This window comes from Ruegeria denitrificans (assembly GCF_001458295.1).
Taxonomy (GTDB): domain Bacteria; phylum Pseudomonadota; class Alphaproteobacteria; order Rhodobacterales; family Rhodobacteraceae; genus Ruegeria; species Ruegeria denitrificans.
In genome coordinates this window covers 301739-321602 of the sequence record NZ_CYUD01000002.1, presented here as the reverse complement: position 1 = coordinate 321602, position 19864 = coordinate 301739, and the positions used below count along the sequence as shown (strand labels likewise).

At 58.0% G+C, this 19864-nt stretch carries 17 protein-coding genes; 12 read left to right on the top strand and 5 right to left on the bottom strand.

The features are described 5' to 3' along the window. Window positions 1-17 precede the first annotated feature (17 nt). The 3 genes from RUE5091_RS04410 (at window position 18) to RUE5091_RS04400 (ending at window position 4223) form a co-directional block, all read left to right on the top strand. Window positions 18-3032, top strand: coding sequence for a sarcosine oxidase subunit alpha family protein (locus RUE5091_RS04410; protein WP_058280667.1), 3015 nt, complete (start codon window positions 18-20; stop codon window positions 3030-3032). After that, complete coding sequence (locus tag RUE5091_RS04405; protein WP_058280666.1) at window positions 3025-3591, top strand: sarcosine oxidase subunit gamma; 567 nt, start codon at window positions 3025-3027, stop codon at window positions 3589-3591. The genes RUE5091_RS04410 and RUE5091_RS04405 overlap by 8 nt, the downstream gene beginning before the upstream one ends. A gap of 203 nt (window positions 3592-3794) precedes the next feature. After that, window positions 3795-4223: a hypothetical protein gene (locus RUE5091_RS04400; RefSeq protein WP_058280665.1), complete on the top strand. Its 429-nt coding sequence runs from the start codon at window positions 3795-3797 to the stop codon at window positions 4221-4223. Between the two features lie 85 nt (window positions 4224-4308). On the opposite strand, the gene RUE5091_RS04395 is transcribed toward RUE5091_RS04400, so the two are convergent. Both RUE5091_RS04395 and RUE5091_RS04390 read right to left on the bottom strand, forming a co-directional pair. Beyond that, window positions 4309-4527, bottom strand: coding sequence for a hypothetical protein (locus RUE5091_RS04395; RefSeq protein ID WP_058280664.1), 219 nt, complete (start codon window positions 4525-4527; stop codon window positions 4309-4311). A gap of 63 nt (window positions 4528-4590) precedes the next feature. After that, the gene (locus RUE5091_RS04390; protein ID WP_058280663.1) at window positions 4591-5352 is read right to left on the bottom strand and encodes an FkbM family methyltransferase; all 762 of its coding nucleotides are present in this window, start codon (window positions 5350-5352) and stop codon (window positions 4591-4593) included. 101 nt (window positions 5353-5453) lie between these two features. Here RUE5091_RS04390 and RUE5091_RS04385 point away from each other — a divergent pair, with 101 nt between their 5' ends. The 3 genes from RUE5091_RS04385 (at window position 5454) to RUE5091_RS04375 (ending at window position 7591) form a co-directional block, all read left to right on the top strand. Next, window positions 5454-6053: a superoxide dismutase gene (locus tag RUE5091_RS04385; RefSeq protein WP_058280662.1), complete on the top strand. Its 600-nt coding sequence runs from the start codon at window positions 5454-5456 to the stop codon at window positions 6051-6053. Window positions 6054-6056: 3 nt separating this feature from the next. Then, complete coding sequence (locus RUE5091_RS04380; RefSeq protein WP_058280661.1) at window positions 6057-6935, top strand: metallophosphoesterase; 879 nt, start codon at window positions 6057-6059, stop codon at window positions 6933-6935. 206 nt (window positions 6936-7141) lie between these two features. Then, a complete protein-coding gene (locus tag RUE5091_RS04375; protein ID WP_058280660.1) occupies window positions 7142-7591 on the top strand; it encodes a host attachment family protein in 450 nt (149 codons plus the stop codon). A gap of 44 nt (window positions 7592-7635) precedes the next feature. Here the strand turns inward: RUE5091_RS04375 and RUE5091_RS04370 are convergent, their stop codons facing one another. Further along, complete coding sequence (locus tag RUE5091_RS04370; protein ID WP_058280659.1) at window positions 7636-8187, bottom strand: LOG family protein; 552 nt, start codon at window positions 8185-8187, stop codon at window positions 7636-7638. 126 nt (window positions 8188-8313) lie between these two features. Between RUE5091_RS04370 and RUE5091_RS04365 the strand changes: the two genes are divergently transcribed. From RUE5091_RS04365 to RUE5091_RS04350, 4 genes are all read left to right on the top strand, one after another. Beyond that, window positions 8314-9717: a LysM peptidoglycan-binding domain-containing protein gene (locus RUE5091_RS04365; protein WP_058280658.1), complete on the top strand. Its 1404-nt coding sequence runs from the start codon at window positions 8314-8316 to the stop codon at window positions 9715-9717. A 79-nt stretch (window positions 9718-9796) separates the two neighbouring features. After that, a complete protein-coding gene (locus RUE5091_RS04360) occupies window positions 9797-11602 on the top strand; it encodes an ABCB family ABC transporter ATP-binding protein/permease (protein ID WP_058280657.1) in 1806 nt (601 codons plus the stop codon). 50 nt (window positions 11603-11652) lie between these two features. Beyond that, the gene (locus tag RUE5091_RS04355; protein ID WP_058280656.1) at window positions 11653-12057 is read left to right on the top strand and encodes a DUF2147 domain-containing protein; all 405 of its coding nucleotides are present in this window, start codon (window positions 11653-11655) and stop codon (window positions 12055-12057) included. 153 nt (window positions 12058-12210) lie between these two features. After that, on the top strand, window positions 12211-12534 hold the full coding sequence (locus tag RUE5091_RS04350) for a hypothetical protein (RefSeq protein WP_058280760.1): 324 nt from the start codon (window positions 12211-12213) through the stop codon (window positions 12532-12534). A gap of 46 nt (window positions 12535-12580) precedes the next feature. Here RUE5091_RS04350 and RUE5091_RS04345 read toward each other — a convergent pair whose 3' ends face one another. Next, window positions 12581-16366 (bottom strand): efflux RND transporter permease subunit, encoded by a 3786-nt coding sequence (locus RUE5091_RS04345; protein WP_058280655.1) that lies wholly within the window; start codon window positions 16364-16366, stop codon window positions 12581-12583. Further along, the gene (locus RUE5091_RS04340; RefSeq protein WP_058280654.1) at window positions 16363-17595 is read right to left on the bottom strand and encodes an efflux RND transporter periplasmic adaptor subunit; all 1233 of its coding nucleotides are present in this window, start codon (window positions 17593-17595) and stop codon (window positions 16363-16365) included. Before RUE5091_RS04340 ends, RUE5091_RS04345 begins: the two co-directional genes overlap by 4 nt. A gap of 224 nt (window positions 17596-17819) precedes the next feature. Here RUE5091_RS04340 and RUE5091_RS04335 point away from each other — a divergent pair, with 224 nt between their 5' ends. Then, window positions 17820-18491: a tetratricopeptide repeat protein gene (locus RUE5091_RS04335; RefSeq protein ID WP_058280653.1), complete on the top strand. Its 672-nt coding sequence runs from the start codon at window positions 17820-17822 to the stop codon at window positions 18489-18491. Window positions 18492-18530: 39 nt separating this feature from the next. After that, window positions 18531-19853 carry a PQQ-like beta-propeller repeat protein gene (locus tag RUE5091_RS04330; protein WP_058280652.1) on the top strand — a complete coding sequence of 441 codons (1323 nt, stop codon included), beginning with the start codon at window positions 18531-18533 and terminating at the stop codon, window positions 19851-19853. The last annotated feature ends 11 nt before the right edge of the window (window positions 19854-19864 follow it).

Below are 19864 nucleotides of genomic sequence, written 5' to 3'. Positions count from 1 at the left end.
TGCGAAAGGTCCGCAACATGAGCACCCGTCTCGCAAAACAAGGCCGGCTGATTGATCGGTCAAAACAGGTCACCTTTACCTTCAACGGCACCTCGATGCAGGGGTACGAAGGCGATACGCTCGCCTCGGCTCTGCTGGCCAATGATCAGATGATGATGGGCCGGTCGTTCAAGTACCACCGTCCGCGCGGTGTAGTCGCCAGCGGTGCGGAAGAGCCGAACGCACTGGTCGGTCTGGGGCAGGGCAACCGTTTTGAGCCGAACCAGCGCGCCACCACGACCGAGTTGTTCAACGGTCTGACGGCAGTTTCACAGAACCACTGGCCGAACCTCGAATTCGACATCGGGGCGGTGAACACCCATCTGTCGCGTTTTCTGCCGGCGGGCTTCTATTACAAGATGTTCATCCATCCCAAGCCGTTCTGGAAACACGTCTATGAGCCGTTCATCCGCCAGTCGGCCGGTCTGGGCAAAGCGCCGGACAAAGACAATCGCGATGCGGACACCTATGAACACTTCTATGCCTTCACCGATGTTTTGGTGATCGGTGGCGGTGTGGCTGGTTTGCAGGCCGCCAAAGTAGCCGCTGCGTCCGGTGCGAAGGTGTTGCTAATCGAACAGACTGCACACTGGGGCGGGCGTGCTCCGGTCGATGGGGGCACTGTTGATGGTGCGCCTGTGGATAAGTTCGTGGATCAATTGGTTTCCGAATTGGAAACAATGGACAACGTCACCATGCGATTGCGTTGCATGGGCGCGGGTGTTTATGACCACGGTTACGTGCTGGGGTATGAGCGTTTGACCGACCATACTCCGGGCATCCAGGGGCCACGCCACCGCCTGTGGCGCATCCGCGCCAAGCAGGTCGTGACGGCAACTGGTGCGATCGAACGCCCTCTGTCTTTCGCGGGTAACGATGTGCCAGGTGTGATGCTGGCCTCGGCCATGCGTGACTATGTGGTGAACTGGGGCGTAACCCCGGGCGAGCGTGTGATCGTTGCCACCAACAATGACGACGGGTATCGCACCGCGATCCTCCTGAAACAGGCCGGAGTGGACGTCCTGCGCGTGGTTGATGCGCGCGCCGCTGCTGGCCCGATGGCAGAAGAGGCGCGTCAGCTCGGCATCCGCGTTGACCCCGGCAAAGCCGTCGCCAAAGTCAAAGGCGGTAAGCGCGTTAAGAAGGTTGCGATTTGCAATCAGGAAGGTATCGGCGGTGCTCGCGAGGAAGTTGAGTGCGATGCTGTTGCCATGTCGGGCGGTTGGTCTCCGGTCGTCCATCTGTGGTCGCATTGCGGTGGCAAGCTGATTTGGGACGACGCGAACGCTCATTTCCGCCCTGACCCCGAACGTCCGCCGCTGGGCGCGAACGGAGAAGGATTTGTCGTGGCCGCCGGTTCCGCAAACGGTCCACTTGCGTTGGGCGACGTATTGGCCGATGCGCAGACCGCAGGCGAAGCCGCCGCCAATGGCGCGGGCTTCAAACCTAAAACGGCCGATGCGCCGAAGGGTGAAACCACGGTCGAGGCCGCGATGGAGCCGGTCTGGCTGATGCCCGCCAATGCCGAGGTTCAGTTGCGTATGAAATCTTGGCTCGATTTCCAGAACGACGTCAAAGTGTCCGACGTCCAACTGGCCGCGCGCGAAGGCTATGAAAGCGTAGAACACACCAAGCGTTACACCACGCTGGGCATGGCAACGGATCAGGGCAAGTTGAGCAACATCAATGGCTTGGCGATCCTTGCTGATGCGCTGGATTCTGAGATCCCGAAGGTCGGTACAACCACATTCCGCCCGCCTTACACTCCTATCTCGATGGGGTCGATTGGCGGCGAAGCGCGGGGCGACGTATTCCAACCGATCCGTCAAACTCCGATGCACGATTGGCACGACAAGAACGGCGCCGATTGGGAGCCGGTCGGCCACTGGCGCCGGACCTATGCCTATGTGCGCCCCGGTGAATCGGTGCATGACGCGGTGAATCGCGAGGTCAAGAACACCCGCGATAACCTCGGCCTGCTGGACGCGTCGACGTTGGGTAAGTTGATCGTCAAAGGCCCGGATGCTGGTAAGTTCCTGGACATGATGTACACCAACATGATGTCCACGCTGAAGGTCGGCAAATGCCGCTATGGCCTGATGTGTTCGGAAAACGGTTTCTTGATCGACGACGGCGTTGTTGCCCGTATCGACGAGGATACCTGGCTGTGTCACACAACCACCGGCGGAGCGGAACGTATCCATGGTCATATGGAAGAATGGCTGCAAACCGAGTGGTGGGACTGGAAAGTCTACGTCGCCAATGTGACCGAGCAGTACGCTCAGGTGGCAGTTGTTGGCCCCAACGCCCGCAAGGTGTTGGAGAATCTGGGCGGCATGGATGTGTCCAAAGAGGCGCTGCCCTTCATGGAATGGCGCGATGGCAAGATCGGTGACTTCGATTGCCGCGCCTATCGTATCTCGTTTTCGGGTGAGCTGTCTTATGAGATCGCGGTTCCTGCCTCGCAGGGGCAGGCGTTCTGGGATGCGCTGGTTGAGGCCGGACAGGAGTTCGGGGTGATGCCTTACGGCACCGAATGTCTACACATCCTGCGGGCCGAGAAGGGCTTTATCATGATCGGGGATGAAACCGACGGCACCGTGATCCCACAGGATCTGGGGTTGCATTGGGCACTGTCCAAAAAGAAAGAGGATTACCTTGGGAAGCGTGCCCATTCGCGCAGCCATATGGCCGATCCTGACCGCTGGAAACTAGTGGGACTTGAGACTGTGGATGGTTCTGTCATCCCGGATGGAGCTTACGCAGTTGGCGAGGGCGTCAACGCCAATGGTCAGCGCAACATGATCGGGCGCGTGACCTCGACCTATTACTCGGCCAATCTGGACCGCGGCATCGCCATGGGTCTGATCAAGCATGGCCCTGACCGGATGGGCGAGATTGTCGAGTTCCCAGGCACCGACGGCAAAACCTATAAAGCCAAGATCGTTGACCCGGTCTTCTATGACAAAGACGGGGAGAAGCAGAATGTCTGAACCCATCAGCGCACTGAACCACGCCAGCTATGAAGGTATCGTCAAAGTCGAGGAATGTGGCCTGCAGGGTATGATCACTCTGCGCGGCGACCTGTCCGACAAGGTGCTGGCCAAGGCGGTCAAGGATGCCACAAGCCAGAAAGTGCCAGGCCAGCGCGAAGCTCTGGTCAACGGCGATACCGGCGTCTGCTGGATGTCCACCGACGAATTGCTGGTGCTGGTGCCGTATGCCGAGGTGGAGGCCAAGCTGGCTGCAATGGCAAACGCGCTCAGCGGCACACACGCGTTGGCGGTCAATGTGTCGGACGCGCGAGCTGTGTTCCGTATCTCGGGTGCCAGTGCGCGCGAAGCGGTTGGCAAGCTGGCACCAGTTGAACTTTCGACCGAGGCGTTCCAACCCGGCCAGATCCGCCGTTCGCGCCTGGCGCAGGTGGCTGGGGCGTTCTGGATGGATGATGCCGAAACCTTCCGGGTCGTCTGTTTCCGGTCGGCTGCGGATTATGTTTTTAAGTTGCTCAAGGTTGCTGCACAGCCGGGCAGTGAGGTTGGGTTTTACTGACCCTGTAGTACACGCAGAAAAGTCACAAATGGCGGCCGTCTTACTGAAAAAGGCGGCCGCTATTGTTTTGGAGTTGCACTGCTTTTTGATGGTCTTCTATTGGAGAAATGCAAAGACGGTCTCTGCTTAAGATTGTATTGAGTTTTAAATGGGATAAGGCCGCAAACGTTAGTGTTATTGGTAAAACTTGAAAGCCTGAGAAGATGAAGAAAGTACTAGCCGCCTTGGCTTTGACCTTGGCCGCGAGCACAGCAAATGCTGAAGTCCTCACCTATGACTGCTCCCTGCACCGGATGGAACAAGGATGGATTGCTGAGCGCGTGATCCTGAGCGTTGATGCGGAAAACAAGCGCGCGCGCGCCTATGATGCCTATATCCACGAATATGACGGTCAGCAGCCCAAGGATGTCAAGTTCAAGGAAACGCGCAAGGGTGCGTACAGACTGACTTGGAAAATGAATATTCCAGCCAGCAATGGTGGGTTAATCTATGTAAGTTATTCTGCGAAGCTGGATCCGGAAAAACAGCGCCTGGACCTCACTGCAAGTTTCCCGCAAGTCAACGCGCTTAACCGACCATCTGGGTACGGTGGCTGCTCTGTAAACTCAACCGGGTCTCTCTACGCTTCCTGAGTTCAGTCAAGCGATTTATTTTTCTGGTTAAGATTTTGAAAGCCCCGGATTTCCGGGGCTTTTCTTGTTCACTAACGTGACAGGTTCAAGCACCTTTGGGTTTGTTCGAGAAATTCCCATGAACAAAGGCCATACGAATATCAATGGTATTTTGGTTTGGGTTCCAATTGGCCTGGTATCGTACGCGGACATTGCCGCCAGCTGCCATTCTTTCGGTCCGGTTCCAAATGATGCGATAAGCACTTGCGCTGCGATCCAGCCAAGGTTGTCCTTTTTTGTCTTGATTTTCGGCGCGGTCACTCAACCTGATACATCTTCGGGGGAAAGCAAAGGTTTGTGCATTTGGTAAATTTTGCAGCGTTGAGTGTTACCTGTGCAACAGGATCGTCCGGTACTGGTTCAATCCACTGGGTTTCAACATATCCGAAACCTCAAGCGGCTGAAGTTTTTCGTCCAGTATGGTCGTATAGAATTTCAGGCTTTCCAACAGCGACCTGGTTTGGTCCAGGCGATCTTGGTCCGAAAGCAGCGGTGCATGAAGCGACAACAGCAGAGTCGGGCGCAGGTTCTTGAGCCAAGCAATCAGCGCGGGCAAAACGAAATACTCGGCCCCTTCGATATCCATCTTGACCAGCGATACGTCAGACAGATCATTCGCGGCCTCAAATTGGTCCCATGCGATTGTCAGGGCGTCACTTCCATGTGTGCCGTCATGCAGTAGGGAGCTGGTGGAATCGCCCGGCTCTCCGCGTACCGAGGCCATGCGGGCCACGCCGAACCGATCCGACAGCGCCACCCCAAAGGCCGAGACGTTGTTGATCTCGTTCAGGGCAAGGTTCCACGCCAGATACCGGAATGCGGTAGGGTCGGGTTCGAAACACCACACGTGTCTTGCCCGGCGGGCACCGTAAAGGACCGTGGGGCCGATCCAGGCACCGATATCAAGATAATCGCTGTCGGGTGACAGGTATTCGTCCAGCACAGCGAAAGTTTCAGGCTCCCACGCGCCGGCTGAGGCCTTGCGCCAGAATTTCGAGTGATAGGGGTCCAGGCGAAACGGCTCGCCATTCAGACTGCCTGCATAATACCCGCGAGCGCGGTAAAACATCTTGCGCGCCTTTGTCAGCATCGCGGACCTCCGGGTTTTATTGTCACGGGCCTTGACCTACGGCGGCTGTCAAAGCATTTAACCTTGGGAACCGCAACTTACATTTATTACAGGGGGCCGAGATGGCTTTTGAACTTCCTGATCTTCCTTATGCACATGACGCGCTGGCAGCCAAGGGTATGTCCGCGGAAACACTGGAATATCACCACGACCTGCACCACAAGGCCTATGTCGACAACGGCAACAAGCTGATTGCCGGAACCGAATGGGACGGCAAGTCGCTGGAAGAGATCATCGTTGGCACCTATGACGCGAACGCTGTGGCGCAGAATGGCATCTTCAACAACATCAGCCAGCTGTGGAACCACAACCAGTTCTGGGAAATGATGGGCCCCGGCGGCAACGCCATGCCCGGTGAACTGGAAAAAGCTCTGGTTGAAAGCTTTGGCTCGGTCGACGAGTTCAAATCGCAGTTCAGTGCGGCTGGCGCTGGTCAGTTCGGCTCGGGTTGGGCGTGGCTGGTCAAGAATTCTGACGGCTCACTGGCAGTGACCAAGACCGAAAACGGCGTGAACCCGCTGTGCTTTGGTCAGACCGCTCTGCTGGGTTGTGACGTGTGGGAACACTCGTACTACATCGATTTCCGCAACAAGCGCCCGGCTTACCTGTCGAACTTCCTCGACAATCTGGTGAACTGGGAAAACGTTGCATCGCGGATGTAATCCTTGACCCGCAGAGGGTTCATACAGGGCCTGCTGGCGACCACGCTGGCAGGCCTGTTTGTTGCGGCCTATGGGTTCTTTGTAGAGCCCTCGCTGCGGTTGCGCGTACGCAAATGGCGCGTACGGCGTAAGGATTGGACTGCCCAGCCCTTGCGGATCGCTGTCCTGTCCGATCTGCACGTTGGAGAGCCCTATGTCGGGCTTGATCGTGTACGGCAGGTCGTCCGGCGCACAAATGCACTGGCGCCCGATCTGATCTTGTTGTTGGGTGACTATGCCGGGCACCACAAAGTCATCTCCGATAGAATAGAAGCAGACGAACTGGCTCCGGTCCTGGCTGGGCTAGAAGCGAAAAATGGCGTCTACGCTGTTCTTGGCAATCACGACTGGTGGGATGACCGCGATGCTCAGAGCCGGGGCGCAGGGCCGAACAAATTTGCAGCGGCGTTTGGGGAACATGGAATCAGGGTTCTGTCCAATGAGGCTATTCGCCTTGATGGGCCAGAAATTTGGTTGGCAGGTTTGGAAGATCAGCTTGCGTTCAGGCGCAATGGAAAGCTGGTGGGGCTGGACGATCTGCCGGGTACATTGGCACAAGTGACAGATGATGCGCCGGTGGTGATGATGGCACATGAGCCTGACATCTTCCCAAAAATTCCGAATCGCGTGGCACTGACCCTTTCGGGCCACACCCATGGCGGACAGGTGCGGCTGTTTGGTTGGTCTCCGATGGTGCCGTCCAAATATGGCAATCGTTATGCCTATGGGCATGTACGCGAAGATGGGCGCGATCTGGTTGTGTCCGGCGGGATTGGGTGCTCGATCCTGCCAGTGCGCTTTGGTGTGACGCCCGAGATTACGGTGATCGAACTGTCGGCCTGACAGGTGAAAACCCGCCTATGAATAAAGTTTCATGCTGAGACGGGTTTGCACGCAACCTCGCAATGCTTACCTTTGGTGAGGCGGAGGGAGAGAACCGCTAACCATATGAAAATGCACAGGCAACGCGCCGGAATCCTTTGGGTGCGTCAGGGTAACCTATGCCTGGAAATTGAGGGATAGCCGTAGAAACATGACAGGAGATCACAATGGTCGCACTTGAACAGGGAACCTGGGTTGTCATTGCCGATGGGGAAAAGGCGTTGTTCGTCGAGAATATCACCGATGCCGAAGACCCCAATCTGGTTGTTGTCTCGGTAGAAGAACAGGACGGGGCCAGCCGACCCACCGACCGGGCCGGACGGCGCTATGATACCGGGCCGAACCAGAAATCGGCGGTTGAAGAACCAAACTGGAAGACCCACGCGAAATCTCTGTTCGTGCAGGATGTCGCCAATCTATTGAACCGTAAGGGGCTAAAAGGGGCCTTTAACCGGCTGGTTCTGGTCGCCAGTCCGCATGTTCTGGGCCTGCTGCGCCGCCGTCTGCACAGCGAGGTTCTGGCCAAGGTGGTGGCTGAGGTGGACAAGACACTGACCAACCATCCGATGCACAAGGTTGAAAAGCTGCTGACCAGCCGTCTGAAACCAGCAGTTTAGGTGATTTATCCCCCGGTGGGCGGTCCCAGCCGTCCGTCCACCGGTCAGGTCAGGAATCCGCGCAGCGTCGACATTGCCGAGGCCGGATCATCAACCCAAGTGATGTAATCCGCCAACGACTCGTCCGCGAAGCCCTGACCGATGACGCGCTGCACCAAGTCGTGCAGCGCGTCCCAGTAGCCATCCACATTCATCACCAGAATGGGTTTGTCATGCAGACCCAGCTGTCGCCATGTCAGCGCCTCGAACAGCTCATCCAGCGACCCCGGGCCGCCCGGAAGCACGACCACGGCATCCGCATTCATGATCATGACCTTTTTCCGCTCGTGCATCGTTTCGGTGACAACAAAACGGGTCAGGTCGGTTTTGCCGACCTCGCGTTTCAGCAGGTGAACCGGGATCACGCCGAATGTGTCGCCACCGGCGGATTGCGCGGCGCGGGCAACTTCGCCCATCAAGCCGACATCCCCGGCACCATAGACCAAGCGCCAGCCTTCTTGCGCGAGCATTGCTCCGAATGCTTTTGCGGCTTCGGAATAGGCGGAATTTGCGCCATTGCGTGACCCGCAATACACACAAACAGATTTCTGAGACATCGTGAACGCTCTCCGGGGTTGTGCCTGGGCTTTTGACCCCTGATAGCGGGATTGATAGATTGGCTCAACCGCCGGGCAGAATGTGTTTTAGCCAAGACACTTGCGCCGCGGAGTGAAAGGAAAAGAATGAACGCCGAGTCGGGAAGCGGAAGCTCTGGCACGTTCACCTGGGGGGTGATCGCCGGTATCGCAGTTTTAATCGGGGCAGGTGGATTGTACCTGTCTGGCATCTTCGGCGGAGGCCCAGAAGAAACCGCGCCGGATGCCGAGGTCGCAGTTCAGACCCAGGAAGACAGCGCTAAGCCCGCTGAGCTGCCTGCCGAGGGTTCTTCAACACCCACCGCTGAAGAAGAGCAAGGCGCCAAAGCACCCGCCGCTCCTCCTGCTACTGAGGAGGCCGAGCCTGAAGCGCCGGCTGAGGAGGAGACAGCCGAAGCTGAGTCGCCAGTAAAGCCGTTGTTGGATCAGATTTTTATTGAGCCGGACGGCAATACGGTTCTGTCCGGTACTGCCGCGCCGGGTTCTCGGGTCAACGTATTACTGGATGGTGAGCCGGTGCACAGTTTCACGGTTGATCCCAGCGGTCAGTTTGCCGCGTTCCTTTCGGTCCCCTTTGCCGATACCGCGCGCGGCCTGACGCTGGAAACGGAGGGCGATCAGTCGGTGCGTTCGGACGATTATGTGATCGCGGCCTTGCCCAAACCGAAAGCCGCGGATGATGCTGTTTCCGCCACGGATACAGCTGAGGGTGCAACGCATGAGCCCGAGGTTGCGGACGCTGCCGACTCGGATGAACCCGCAGCATCTGACACTGTCAATGCGGGTGCGCAGCCGATCGAAACGACTGACGCAGAAGTGCCATCGACCGACACCATAGATGTCGCGCAAACCGAGACGGTCGGCACGGACGCACCGTCGATCGACGAGGACGCTGAACCGGTGGCAGAGGATTTGGCCGAGGAAACGCAGGACCAGCAGGTCGCCATCCTTAGATCAGGTGAGGACGGGGTTGAACTGGTGCAAGGGTCTACAGATCAACCAGAGGCGGCGGATCAGGTCGCGTTGGATACAATTGGGTATTCAGATGCCGGCGAAGTTGAGTTGACGGGCCGGGTGCCGGATGGGTCAGCGGTGCGTCTGTATTTGGACAACCGGCTGGTCGATGATTTGTCCCCCGCCGATGACGGCAAATGGCGCAGTGAATTGGATGGGGTTGAACCCGGCGTCTACACATTGCGAGTGGACGAGATCGCGCCAGATGGTACCGTGGTCAGCCGCCTTGAAACGCCATTCAAGCGCGAGGCTACCGAAGTGTTGCGCGCGGTCGAGGCGGCGGATACCACCGAAGCAGCTTCGGATGCTCCGCCGATCCGTTCGGTCACGGTACAGAAGGGCGATACCCTGTGGGCCATTTCCCGCGAGCGGTTCGGTGACGGTATCCTGTATGTAAAGCTGTTCGAAGCCAATCGAACTGCGATCCGCGATCCGGATTTGATCTATCCCGGGCAGATCTTCACGATCCCCGAATAAGTTTTTGCCTCTGGCCCCTGCGGGGGCGGGGGGGTATCTCTGACCGCAGATTAGGTACGTGATGAGACGATCAGCCCCGATGCAATCAAACGACATGCCAGAGACGAACGAGCGCCGTTCGGGCTGGCGCACGATCCGAAAGGTATCCCCTTACCTCTGGCCCGAGGATGAACCCTGGGTCAAACGCCGCGTCGTTTTGGCCATGGGGATGTTGGTGATTGCCAAGCTGATCGCGGTTTACACGCCGATTTTGTACAAAGGTGCAGTCGACGGTCTGGCGGGCGAGGGCGTGCCGCCATTGGCACTGGGTGCTGTGGGTCTGACCGTGGCCTATGGCGTTGCCCGGATGATGACCGTGGGTTTTCAGCAGTTGCGGGATGCATCTTTTGCGCCAGTCGGGCAGCGGGCATTGCGGGCGCTGGCATTGGAAACGTTTCAGCATATCCATCAATTGTCGATGCGCTATCACGTGACGCGTCGCACCGGAGGCCTCAGCCGGATCATCGAGCGCGGCGTGAAAGGCGTGGAGTTCCTGCTGCGGTTCTTGCTGTTTTCCATCGGGCCGCTGATTCTGGAACTGCTGCTGGTCGCGATCATTCTGATGTGGCTGTTTGATGTGTGGTATCTGGTCGTCGTCGCAGTGACCATCGCGCTATATATCTGGTTCACTTTCGCAGTGACCGAATGGCGCGTGAAGCTCCGGCGCGAGATGAACGATCAGGATACCGAGGCCAATCAACGCGCCATTGACAGCTTGCTGAATTTCGAAACTGTCAAATATTTCAACGCCGAACAGCGCGAAGCTGAGCGTTATGATGTGTCAATGAAAGCCTATGCCGGCGCGGCGCTCAAGACGGCCTATTCGCTGGCCTTTCTGAATTTCGGGCAATCCTTCCTGATCACCTGCGGCCTGATCGGGGTGATGGTTCTGGCGGCCATCGGTGTGCAGAATGGTACCCTGACCGTAGGCGATTTTGTCATGGTCAACGCCTACATGATCCAGATTACCGTGCCGCTGAACTTTCTGGGCACGGTATATCGAGAAATCCGCCAGTCGCTGGTCGATATGGGGCAGATGTTCGATCTGTTGGATCAACCCACCGAGGTGACCGACAAGCCCGGCGCGCCGAACCTCGCGATCAACGGCGGCGAGGTGACACTGGACAATGTGCGGTTTGGTTATGATGCGGATCGCGAAATCCTCAAGGGTGTCTCACTGACCGTTCCGGCGGGTCAGACCGTGGCAATTGTCGGGGCAACCGGTTCAGGTAAATCCACCATCGGACGGTTGCTGTTCCGGTTCTATGATGTGACTGGCGGGGCTCTGAAGATCGACGGACAGGATGTGCGTAACGTGACCCTGAACAGCTTGCACGCCGCCATCGGCGTGGTGCCGCAGGATACGGTGCTGTTCAACGACACCATTCGCTACAACATCGCCTATGGTCGTGACGGTGCCACGCAGGAAGAGGTTGAGGCCGCAGCCAAAGCGGCTCAGATTCACGAATTCATCATCACGCTGCCCGAAGGGTATGACACCAAGGTAGGTGAGCGTGGACTGAAACTGTCTGGTGGCGAAAAACAGCGCGTCGGTATTGCGCGCACGCTGTTGAAGAACCCGCCGATCCTGCTGTTGGACGAGGCGACCTCGGCCTTGGACACTGACACCGAACAGGACATCAAGGATGCGCTGGCCCGGGCCGGGGAGGGGCGCACCGTTCTGACCATCGCGCATCGCCTCAGTACCATCGCTGAGGCCGACCGTATCGTGGTGCTGGAGCAAGGCGAGATACTGGAACAGGGCACCCATGACGAGTTGCTGCAGCGCGAAGGTCGTTATGCCCAGCTGTGGAACCGTCAGCAATCGGACGCTCAGGCCGCCTGAACCGATCCGATTATGTGATATACTGACTGGGTTTCGGAGGAGTTGGTTTGATGCGCAGATTGAAAAGAAACGTCTTAATTTCGGTCGTGATTTCTCTGCTTGTGCCTGCGATGGCAGCGGCGGATCCGATTGTGGGCGTTTGGGAAACTGAACCGGATCGTAAGAACCTGATCTCGCATATCAAGATATCGGCCTGCGGCGACAAGTTCTGCGGCCAAATTCAGTCCGCCTATGACAAGTCGGGCAAAGAGGTGAAGACCCCCAATATTGGCAAAAAGCTGTTCTGGGACGTGGCCAGTGAAGGGGGCGGCAAGTACGGCGGCGGCGATTTCTGGATTCCCATGGTCAACGTGGATGTTGTGCCCCAAATGACGCTGAACGGAGACAGTCTGACCGTGCGCGGATGCGAGCATGTTGTATGCGGACATCAGAAATGGACCCGGCTGTCCAAGTGACATGGTTGCTTTGAGTGGCACTGTTGCAGGAAAGTACTGCGCTTCGATCATCCGTCTTTTCGTGGATGATAGTCATTTGATCGATGTATTTGCTCCGATATGACGGACCGTACCAACCGTTTGGCGTTGGAAAATAAATCAGGGAAACACTTAATGAAGAAATTCTTTGCTGCGCCGATCATTCTGGCGTCGCTTATCGCGTCGACCGCATCCGCCGAGGACTTGGTATTCCTGCTGGGCAATGAAAGCAGCGTCGACCTGGTCGAATTCAACGTCTCGGTAAGTGAGTCGGATAATTGGGAATCAAACTTGCTGCAGGGCGATTACATCGCCCCTGGATATGAGGCGGACGTTTTGATTGCGGACGGCCTGACCACCTGTGTCTATGACGTTCGCGGTGGGTTCTCTGACGGGTCCAGCGCAGAAGAGTATGGCGTGGACCTTTGCGATCTGGGTGAATACGTCTTTACTGACTAATCCGGTCTGAAACCAAAAATGGCGAGCCATCGGGCTCGCCATTTTTTTATTCTGCCGCTTTCAGGGGCGGACCCGGCGGATGTTCTGGCGTTTGGGCATCCTTGGGAGCAGGGGATGTTTCGTCTCCCCAGACCACTTCGGTTGCCTGTGCCTGACGGACCGCTTTGCCGATCGCCATGTCCTGCGCGATCTGGCTGGATTTGCCGGATGTCGCGCGGGCCAATGCCCGGCCCAACCAAACCGTATAGGTCGAAACCCACACGCGCAGCGCCAGCAGAGACGGCGTCACAATCAGCGTCAGAACCGTCGCAATTCCCAACCCGAACACCACCGCAGTAGCCAGCTGTTTCCACCACAACGCGGTGGGGCTGTTGATCGAATAGCCACCATTGATGAAATCCAGCGACAGACCGAACATCATTGGCGTCAAACCAGCCATCGTGGTCAGCGTGGTCAGCAGAACCGGGCGGATACGTGCCTCGGCCGTGCGCACGATGGCCTCGATCCGGGGCATATAGCGGCTGTATTCCTGATAGGTGTCGATCAGAACAATATTGTTGTTCACCACGATCCCAGCCAGCGCCACGATGCCCGTACCGGTCATTATGATCGAGAACGGTTGGTTCATCGCAATCATCCCGATCAGAACCCCGGTGGTCGACAGAATGACCGCCAGCAGCACCAGGACCGAGTTGTAGAACGAGTTGAACTGCGCCAGCAGGATTACGAACATCAGGCCCAATGCGCCCAAGAAGGCGTTCTGTAGGAAGGCTCCGGATTCGGCCTGATCCTCCTGATCACCGGTCCATTCCCAACTGATGGTGTTCGAGAACGGGTTGGTGTTCAGCCATTCTGTAAGCACTGCGATCCGTTCGTTTGGGTTGACCAAAGCAAACCGGGCGTTCTCTTCTTCGATCGCGGTGCGCAGGTCCTCGACAGATTCAGCTCCGGTCAACTGAAACAGCTCAAACACTGTGCCATCCGGGCTGGTGATGGTTGTCTCGCTGGGCTCCACGCCTTCTTCGACGGCACGCACAACGGCCAGCCGTTGCTCGGTTCCGTCGGGGCCATCGACCACAACCTTGAACAAGCCGGGCTCGACATCTGCCTTGACGTCATAATAGCGCTGCTGATCGATCCGGTTGATCTCGGCCAATTTGGCCACCGGTTGGCGAGTGACAAAGTTGGACAGTGGCACCAGCCCGTCAGGGGTGCGAACCTTGAGCGTATCCAGCGTCGACAAAACACGATCATGTTCAGGTAGGCGTACGCGAATCTCGACCTCTTCATCCGTGTTGTCCGGGCGCATTTCGCCCAACAGGATGCCGCGCGTGACAAGCTGAACCATCGCGCCCACCGTGGCGACATCTGCCCCAAAGCGACCCGCCTTGGCGACGTCCACGTCAATCTGCCAGTCGATGCCGGGCAGGGGCATGGTGTCTTCGATCTTGATCAGACCTGGCGTTTCGTCAAACACGGCCCGCGCGTCCTGGGCCGAAGCAGTCAATTCCTCCCAACTATCGCCCTTGATGCGCAGGTGCACGGGTTTGGCAGAGGCCGGGCCCTGTTCCAGCGGCAGGATTTCCACGATGAAACCGGGCAGCTTGGCAAGCTCTGCGTTCAACTCATCCAGCACGAAATTACCGTCATATTCGGGGGCGATAACCTCGCGCTCGAACAGACCGAAGAACGCGGGTTCGGTCAACGTTGGGCGATCTTCCCACGGGGTAATTTCGAACTGAACACGACCCACCGTATCCGCAGGCGCAGACACTCCACCGTCGTTCTGGGTCAAACCGCCTTCGCCTGCAAAGGCGAACACGTTGGTCACAGCCGGATGTTGTCCGATCACCTCTTCGGCGGCCAGCACCATTGCATCTTTTTCCTGCAGCGACAGGTTGCCCCGCGCACGGACATAAGCAGTGGCCTGTTCCGGCTCGGTTTCGACAAAGAATTCAACGCCCCGATTGTTGGCCATGTAATACGACATCACGGACATGACGCCGAAGATGACAACCGCAATAGACACGATTGGCATGATCGGATTACCAACTAGAAACTTTACCACATAGCCAAACCGCGAATGCTCGCGTGCTGTGTGCACGCGCTCTTCTTGGTGGCGCTCGATCTTGGCCGCGCTCAGCGTTACCGACCCGGCAAAGGCGCCGAAGATGAATAGCGCAGCACCCAGGACGACTGCCCAAAAACCTCCCTCTGTGGTAAGATATGTCGGATTGATCAGCTGCATCGCACCCAGGAAGATCATGTACAGAGATGGCGGCACTAGAACCGCACGGACCCACCATGGGGCCACGCCGCGCAACCAGTTGGATGTTCGATCGAACGTGCGGCTCATACGGCCAGAAACACCGCCCACGACCGGCAGGTAGATCAGCGCCACAATCAGCGAGGAGGATAGTACGAAGATCAGCGTGATCGGCAGCATCTTCATGAACTCGCCGGGCACACCGGGCCAGAATAGCATCGGCAGGAAGGCACACAGTGTCGTAGCCGTTGAGGATACGATGGGCCAGAACATCCGCTGCGCCGCCTCGACATAGGCGTGCATCGGGCCAATGCCCTCTTTGATGCGTTTGTCGGCGTATTCCACCACCACGATGGCGCCGTCGACCAGCATACCCACGGCAAGGATCAACCCGAACATCACCATGTTCGAGATGCTGACCCCCATAACCGCCAGAAAGGCGAAGCTCAGCAGGAATGAGGTCGGGATCGCAAAACCCACCAACAACGCAGCGCGTGTCCCCAGCGAGGCCAGAACTACGATCATCACCAGTGCGATGGCGGTCAGGACCGAGCCCTCGAGCTGGCGAACCATCGAATCGACGATCCGGCTTTGGTCGTTTGAGGTGCCGACATCGACTGCGGCCTGCAGTTCGGCGGGCCATTTCTCTTGCGCGGTGGCCAAAGTAGTTTTGACGTCCGCCACCGTGTCGATCAGGTTGAAGCCTTTGCGTTTGACCACCTGCAGGGCCACGGTGGATTCATTGTCAAAGCGGGCCGTGCCTTCGCGGTCTTCGAATGTGTAGTTGATCTGCGCCAACTCTCCCATCGTCACGACGCGGTCGCCGTTGACCTTGACTGGCAGGCTATAGACATCCTCGGCGGTTTTGAACGACGAAGGGATTTTGACCGAGAAAGTGCCCTGCGCGCTGTCGACTTCTCCGGCCGCGATTAGCTGGTTGTTGTTTTGAACAACAGTAATTAGCTCGTCGGCGGAAACGTTGTAGGCCTCAAGCCTCAAGGGGTCGATGACAACCTCAAGCAACTCGTCGCGATTGCCGGCGATCCCGGCCTCAAGCACCGAATCCAGCGCCTCAAGCTCGTCCTGCAAGTCCTTGGCGATGCGCGCCATTGTACGTTCGGGGACGGCACCGGTCAGGTTGACGATAACGATGGGGAATTCGGACAAGTTGATTTCGGTCAGCGAATACTGCTCGGCCCCTTCGGGGAAATCAGCCTGTGCGGTATTCATCGCATCGCGGACATCTGCCATGATCGCGGTCTTGTCCCAGCCAAAGTCGAACTCCAGCGCGATACCGGCATAGCCTTCGGCGGCGGTGGCGGACATTTCCTTGAGACCGTCCAAATCCGCCAGTTCGGTCTCCATCGGCTTGATCAGCAGGTTCTCGGAATCCTCGGCGGAAATGCCTGGAAACTGGACTGAGACGAACAGTGCCGGGATTTCAATATCGGGCTCACCTTCCTTGGGCAGGCCGACATAGGCGAACCCACCGACAATCAGCGAGATCGCGATAAAGGCTAATACCATTCGGGCCCTGTGGGCGGCCCATGCGACCAATCCTGTCATTGTGCAGCTTCCCGATAGGTTGGTTCTACCTTAACGCCTTGCGTCACGAATTCCTGGCCGATCACGATAACATCAGAGGTTTCGGGCAGCCCGTCCACCCAAACGCCTTCGGCTGTGTCGCGCAGCAGAAGAATCGGCATGAATTCAACAATATTGTCAGAGCCGACCGTGCGCACGCCGATCTGTCCTTCGTTATTCAGGGTCAGAGCGGATTGCGGCAGCAAATGTGCCTTGGCCCCTTCGGCCGCAATACGGATATCGGCGGTTTGTCCGTCGCGAATGGCCAGTTCCGGGTTTGGTACTGTGATCTCAACCTCAAAGGTTCTTGTCGTTTCATCCGCCGACCGACTCAAGAAGGTCACGCGACCCGCGACCTCAAGACCCGTAATCAGCCGCGCCGAGGCTTCTGATCCGACAATGATCTTGTTTACCTCTGTTTCGGGGACGAACCCCACCAGCTTAATCGGGTCCAACTGAATGACAGTCGCGCACAGCGAACCCGGTTGCATCAGACTGCCCAATTCAGCGGTATCGCTTTCCAGCAGGCCCTTGAACGGTGCTTCGATGGTCTGGCGATCAATCTCGCGCTGGGCGGCCTCGACCTCGGCGCTGGCGGCTTCGATCCCGGCGCGGGTGGCTTCCAGACCAGCCTCGGCGGTTTTGACACCTGCTTCAGCCGAGCGCATGGAAGCCTCGCTGGAAATGCGCCGTGTTTCCGACCCGAATCCAGTTTCAGACAACCTCTGTGCCGCAGTCAAGTTAATCTGTGCCTCGGCCACCAGGGCATGTGCTTCCTCTAGGCGGGCTTCGGCCTCGGGGATACGGCTTTCGGCTTCAAGCTTGGCGGCCACTGCTTCGGCCAGACTAGCAGGGCGGGTGCCGGGGTCCAGTTCGCACAGCAGGTCACCGGCCTCGACAAACGCGCCCTTGCGCTTGGGTTCCGAAATCACGGTCGAGGTCGTTTCGGCCAGAACTTCGACCTGACGGTTGGCTCTGGTCTGGCCGCGCACTGACACGGCGCTGTCAATTTCTCGTGCGGCTGAGCGCTGGACAACCACGCCAATTGCATTCTGGGCCGTCTGGAGATCTGGCGCAGAATCTGTTTCAGATGCGGTTTCTGTTTCAGAGTCGCCGCGACCTGCAAATGCGAACAACGCATCACGTTCAAAGACCAAAAGGAATAATGCGGCAATAACCAAAATCGCATTCACGAATGAAATCAAACGCATACGGGGCCTCTCTAAGAATTTTTCGCCGATTGTCCTTCGGCGTGTACGTCTAAAAATGGGTTCAGGCGTACATAATTTCCACACTAAACTGAATAGTTCGGTTCACTTTTTTTCGCAAGGGTAGCGTGACGCCGCGAAATTGTGCGAAAACCGGCTCTTGGCTTGGCACGGACGCCGGGGTATGACATGGCGCCATAGAAAATGTGACAGCCCGGGGAGCAGGGATGAGCGACACCGACAGTTTTATTGATGAGGTGACCGAAGAGGTTCGCCGGGATCGCCTGTTTCTGCTGCTGCGCCGTTGGGGTTGGATTGGCGTACTGGCCGTGGTTCTGATCGTCGGTGGGGCCGCGTTCAACGAATTTCGCAAGGCCCGCACGACCGGTCAGGCCGAAAAACTGGGTGATGAGATTCTCAGCGCACTTGCACAGAATGACTCGGCCGAACGTGCAGCTGATCTGGCCAGTATTGAATCCGCCACACCGGGCGGTGATGCGGTTCTGAACTTGTTGCTGTCGTCATCGCAGGTCGACGCCGGATCGCGGCAAGAGGCTGTGGACAGCCTGAACGTCGTCGCTGTGCAGGGCGATCTACCAGAAATCTATCGTGCAATTGCCGCCTTTAAAGCGTTGCTGTTGCAAAGCGACACGCTGCCCGTGGCAGATCGGCGCCAGCAATTCGAAGCGTTGGCTGCGCCGGGCGCTCCGTTGCGGTTGTTGGCTGAAGAACAACTGGCACTGATTGATGTCGCCGAGGGGAATGTCGCCGCGGCCATCGACCGCCTGCAGGCAATGCGACAGGATGCCGAGATCGGTGTGGACCTTCAGCAGCGTGCTGCTCAGCTGATTGTCGCACTGGGCGGCGAACCGGAACCGCTTGTGGCCCGGCAGGGCTGATCCGGCGGCAGAAAGAATGACAGGCGAGTTCGGAGTATCATGGTGACAAGTCTTTTCTCCCGCATTGGATTGCCGGCTGCGGCCTTATCGCTGACTGTGCTTGCCGCCTGTGAGGAACCCGAGGTTATTCTACCCGGTGCCCGCGAAGATATCCGCCCCACCACTGACAATGTCGCGGCAGAGGTCCAAGGCTCGAAACCGATCAGCCTGCCAACGCAAAGCGCGAATACCAATTGGCCGCAAAGTGCTGGTACACCGGCATATCGTACCGCCAACGCTGCATTGCGCGCAACGCCGCAGCGCATCTGGTCGACCTCAATCGGAGAAGGGGATTCGCGTAAGCAGCGCATCACCGCAGAACCCGTGGTCGGTGGTGGTTTGATCTATGCTCTGGACGCAGGTGCGACGGCTTCGGCGGTGACGCCGCAAGGTCAACTGGCCTGGAGCACAAACCTGATTCCGACCAATGATGGCGACTCGGACGCGACGGGCGGTGGGTTGGCCTATGCCAACGGTGTTCTTTACGTGTCGTCCGGGTTTGGGCGTCTGACGGCGCTGGATGCAAAAACCGGCGCAGTCAAATGGCAAAAGCGCCTGAACGCCACTGGCAGCGGTGCGCCTTTGGTCAATGACGGCTTACTTTACTTGGTAGCGGGCGATGAAACCGGCTGGGCTGTGAACACCAAGGATGGGCGCATAGCGTGGCAGGTGCAGGGCACGCCGAGTGTCGGAAACGTTCTGGGTGCTCCGGCCCCAGTTATTGCGTCGGAATTTGCGGTCTTTGCCTTCGGCTCGGGTGATATTGCCGCAGCCTTTCGCCGGGGCGGGATTGGCCGCTGGAATTCGTCGGTCGCCGGTGGACGCCGGGGACGTGCAGCTGCACAGATCGTGGACGTGACCGGCGGGCCGATGGTTGTTGGCGATACGATCTATATCGGCAACCATTCAGGCCGTACGGTGGCCTTCGATGCCGGCACAGGCGAACGGATATGGACCGCTGGTGAGGGCGCTGTTGATACGGTCTGGCCTGCGGGTGATAGCCTGTTCTTGATTAGCGATCGCAGTCAGCTGGTCCGGCTGAACCGTGCAGACGGCTCGGTCATCTGGGCGCGGGACCTGCCGGGCTTTATCAAGGACAAGCCGGGGCGTCGGGGCCCGATCGTTGCGCATTACGGTCCGATTTTGGCCGGGGGACGCATCGTAATTGCCTCGAACGACGGCTACCTGCGGTTCTTCAATCCGGTTGACGGAACGCTGGTGAGCAGCGTCGAAGTTCCCGGTGGTGCCACCACAGCCCCGGTCGTGGCCGGGCAGACCCTGTACGCCGTGTCGTCTAAAGGTGAACTGCACGCTTTCCGTTGACGGCAAGATGC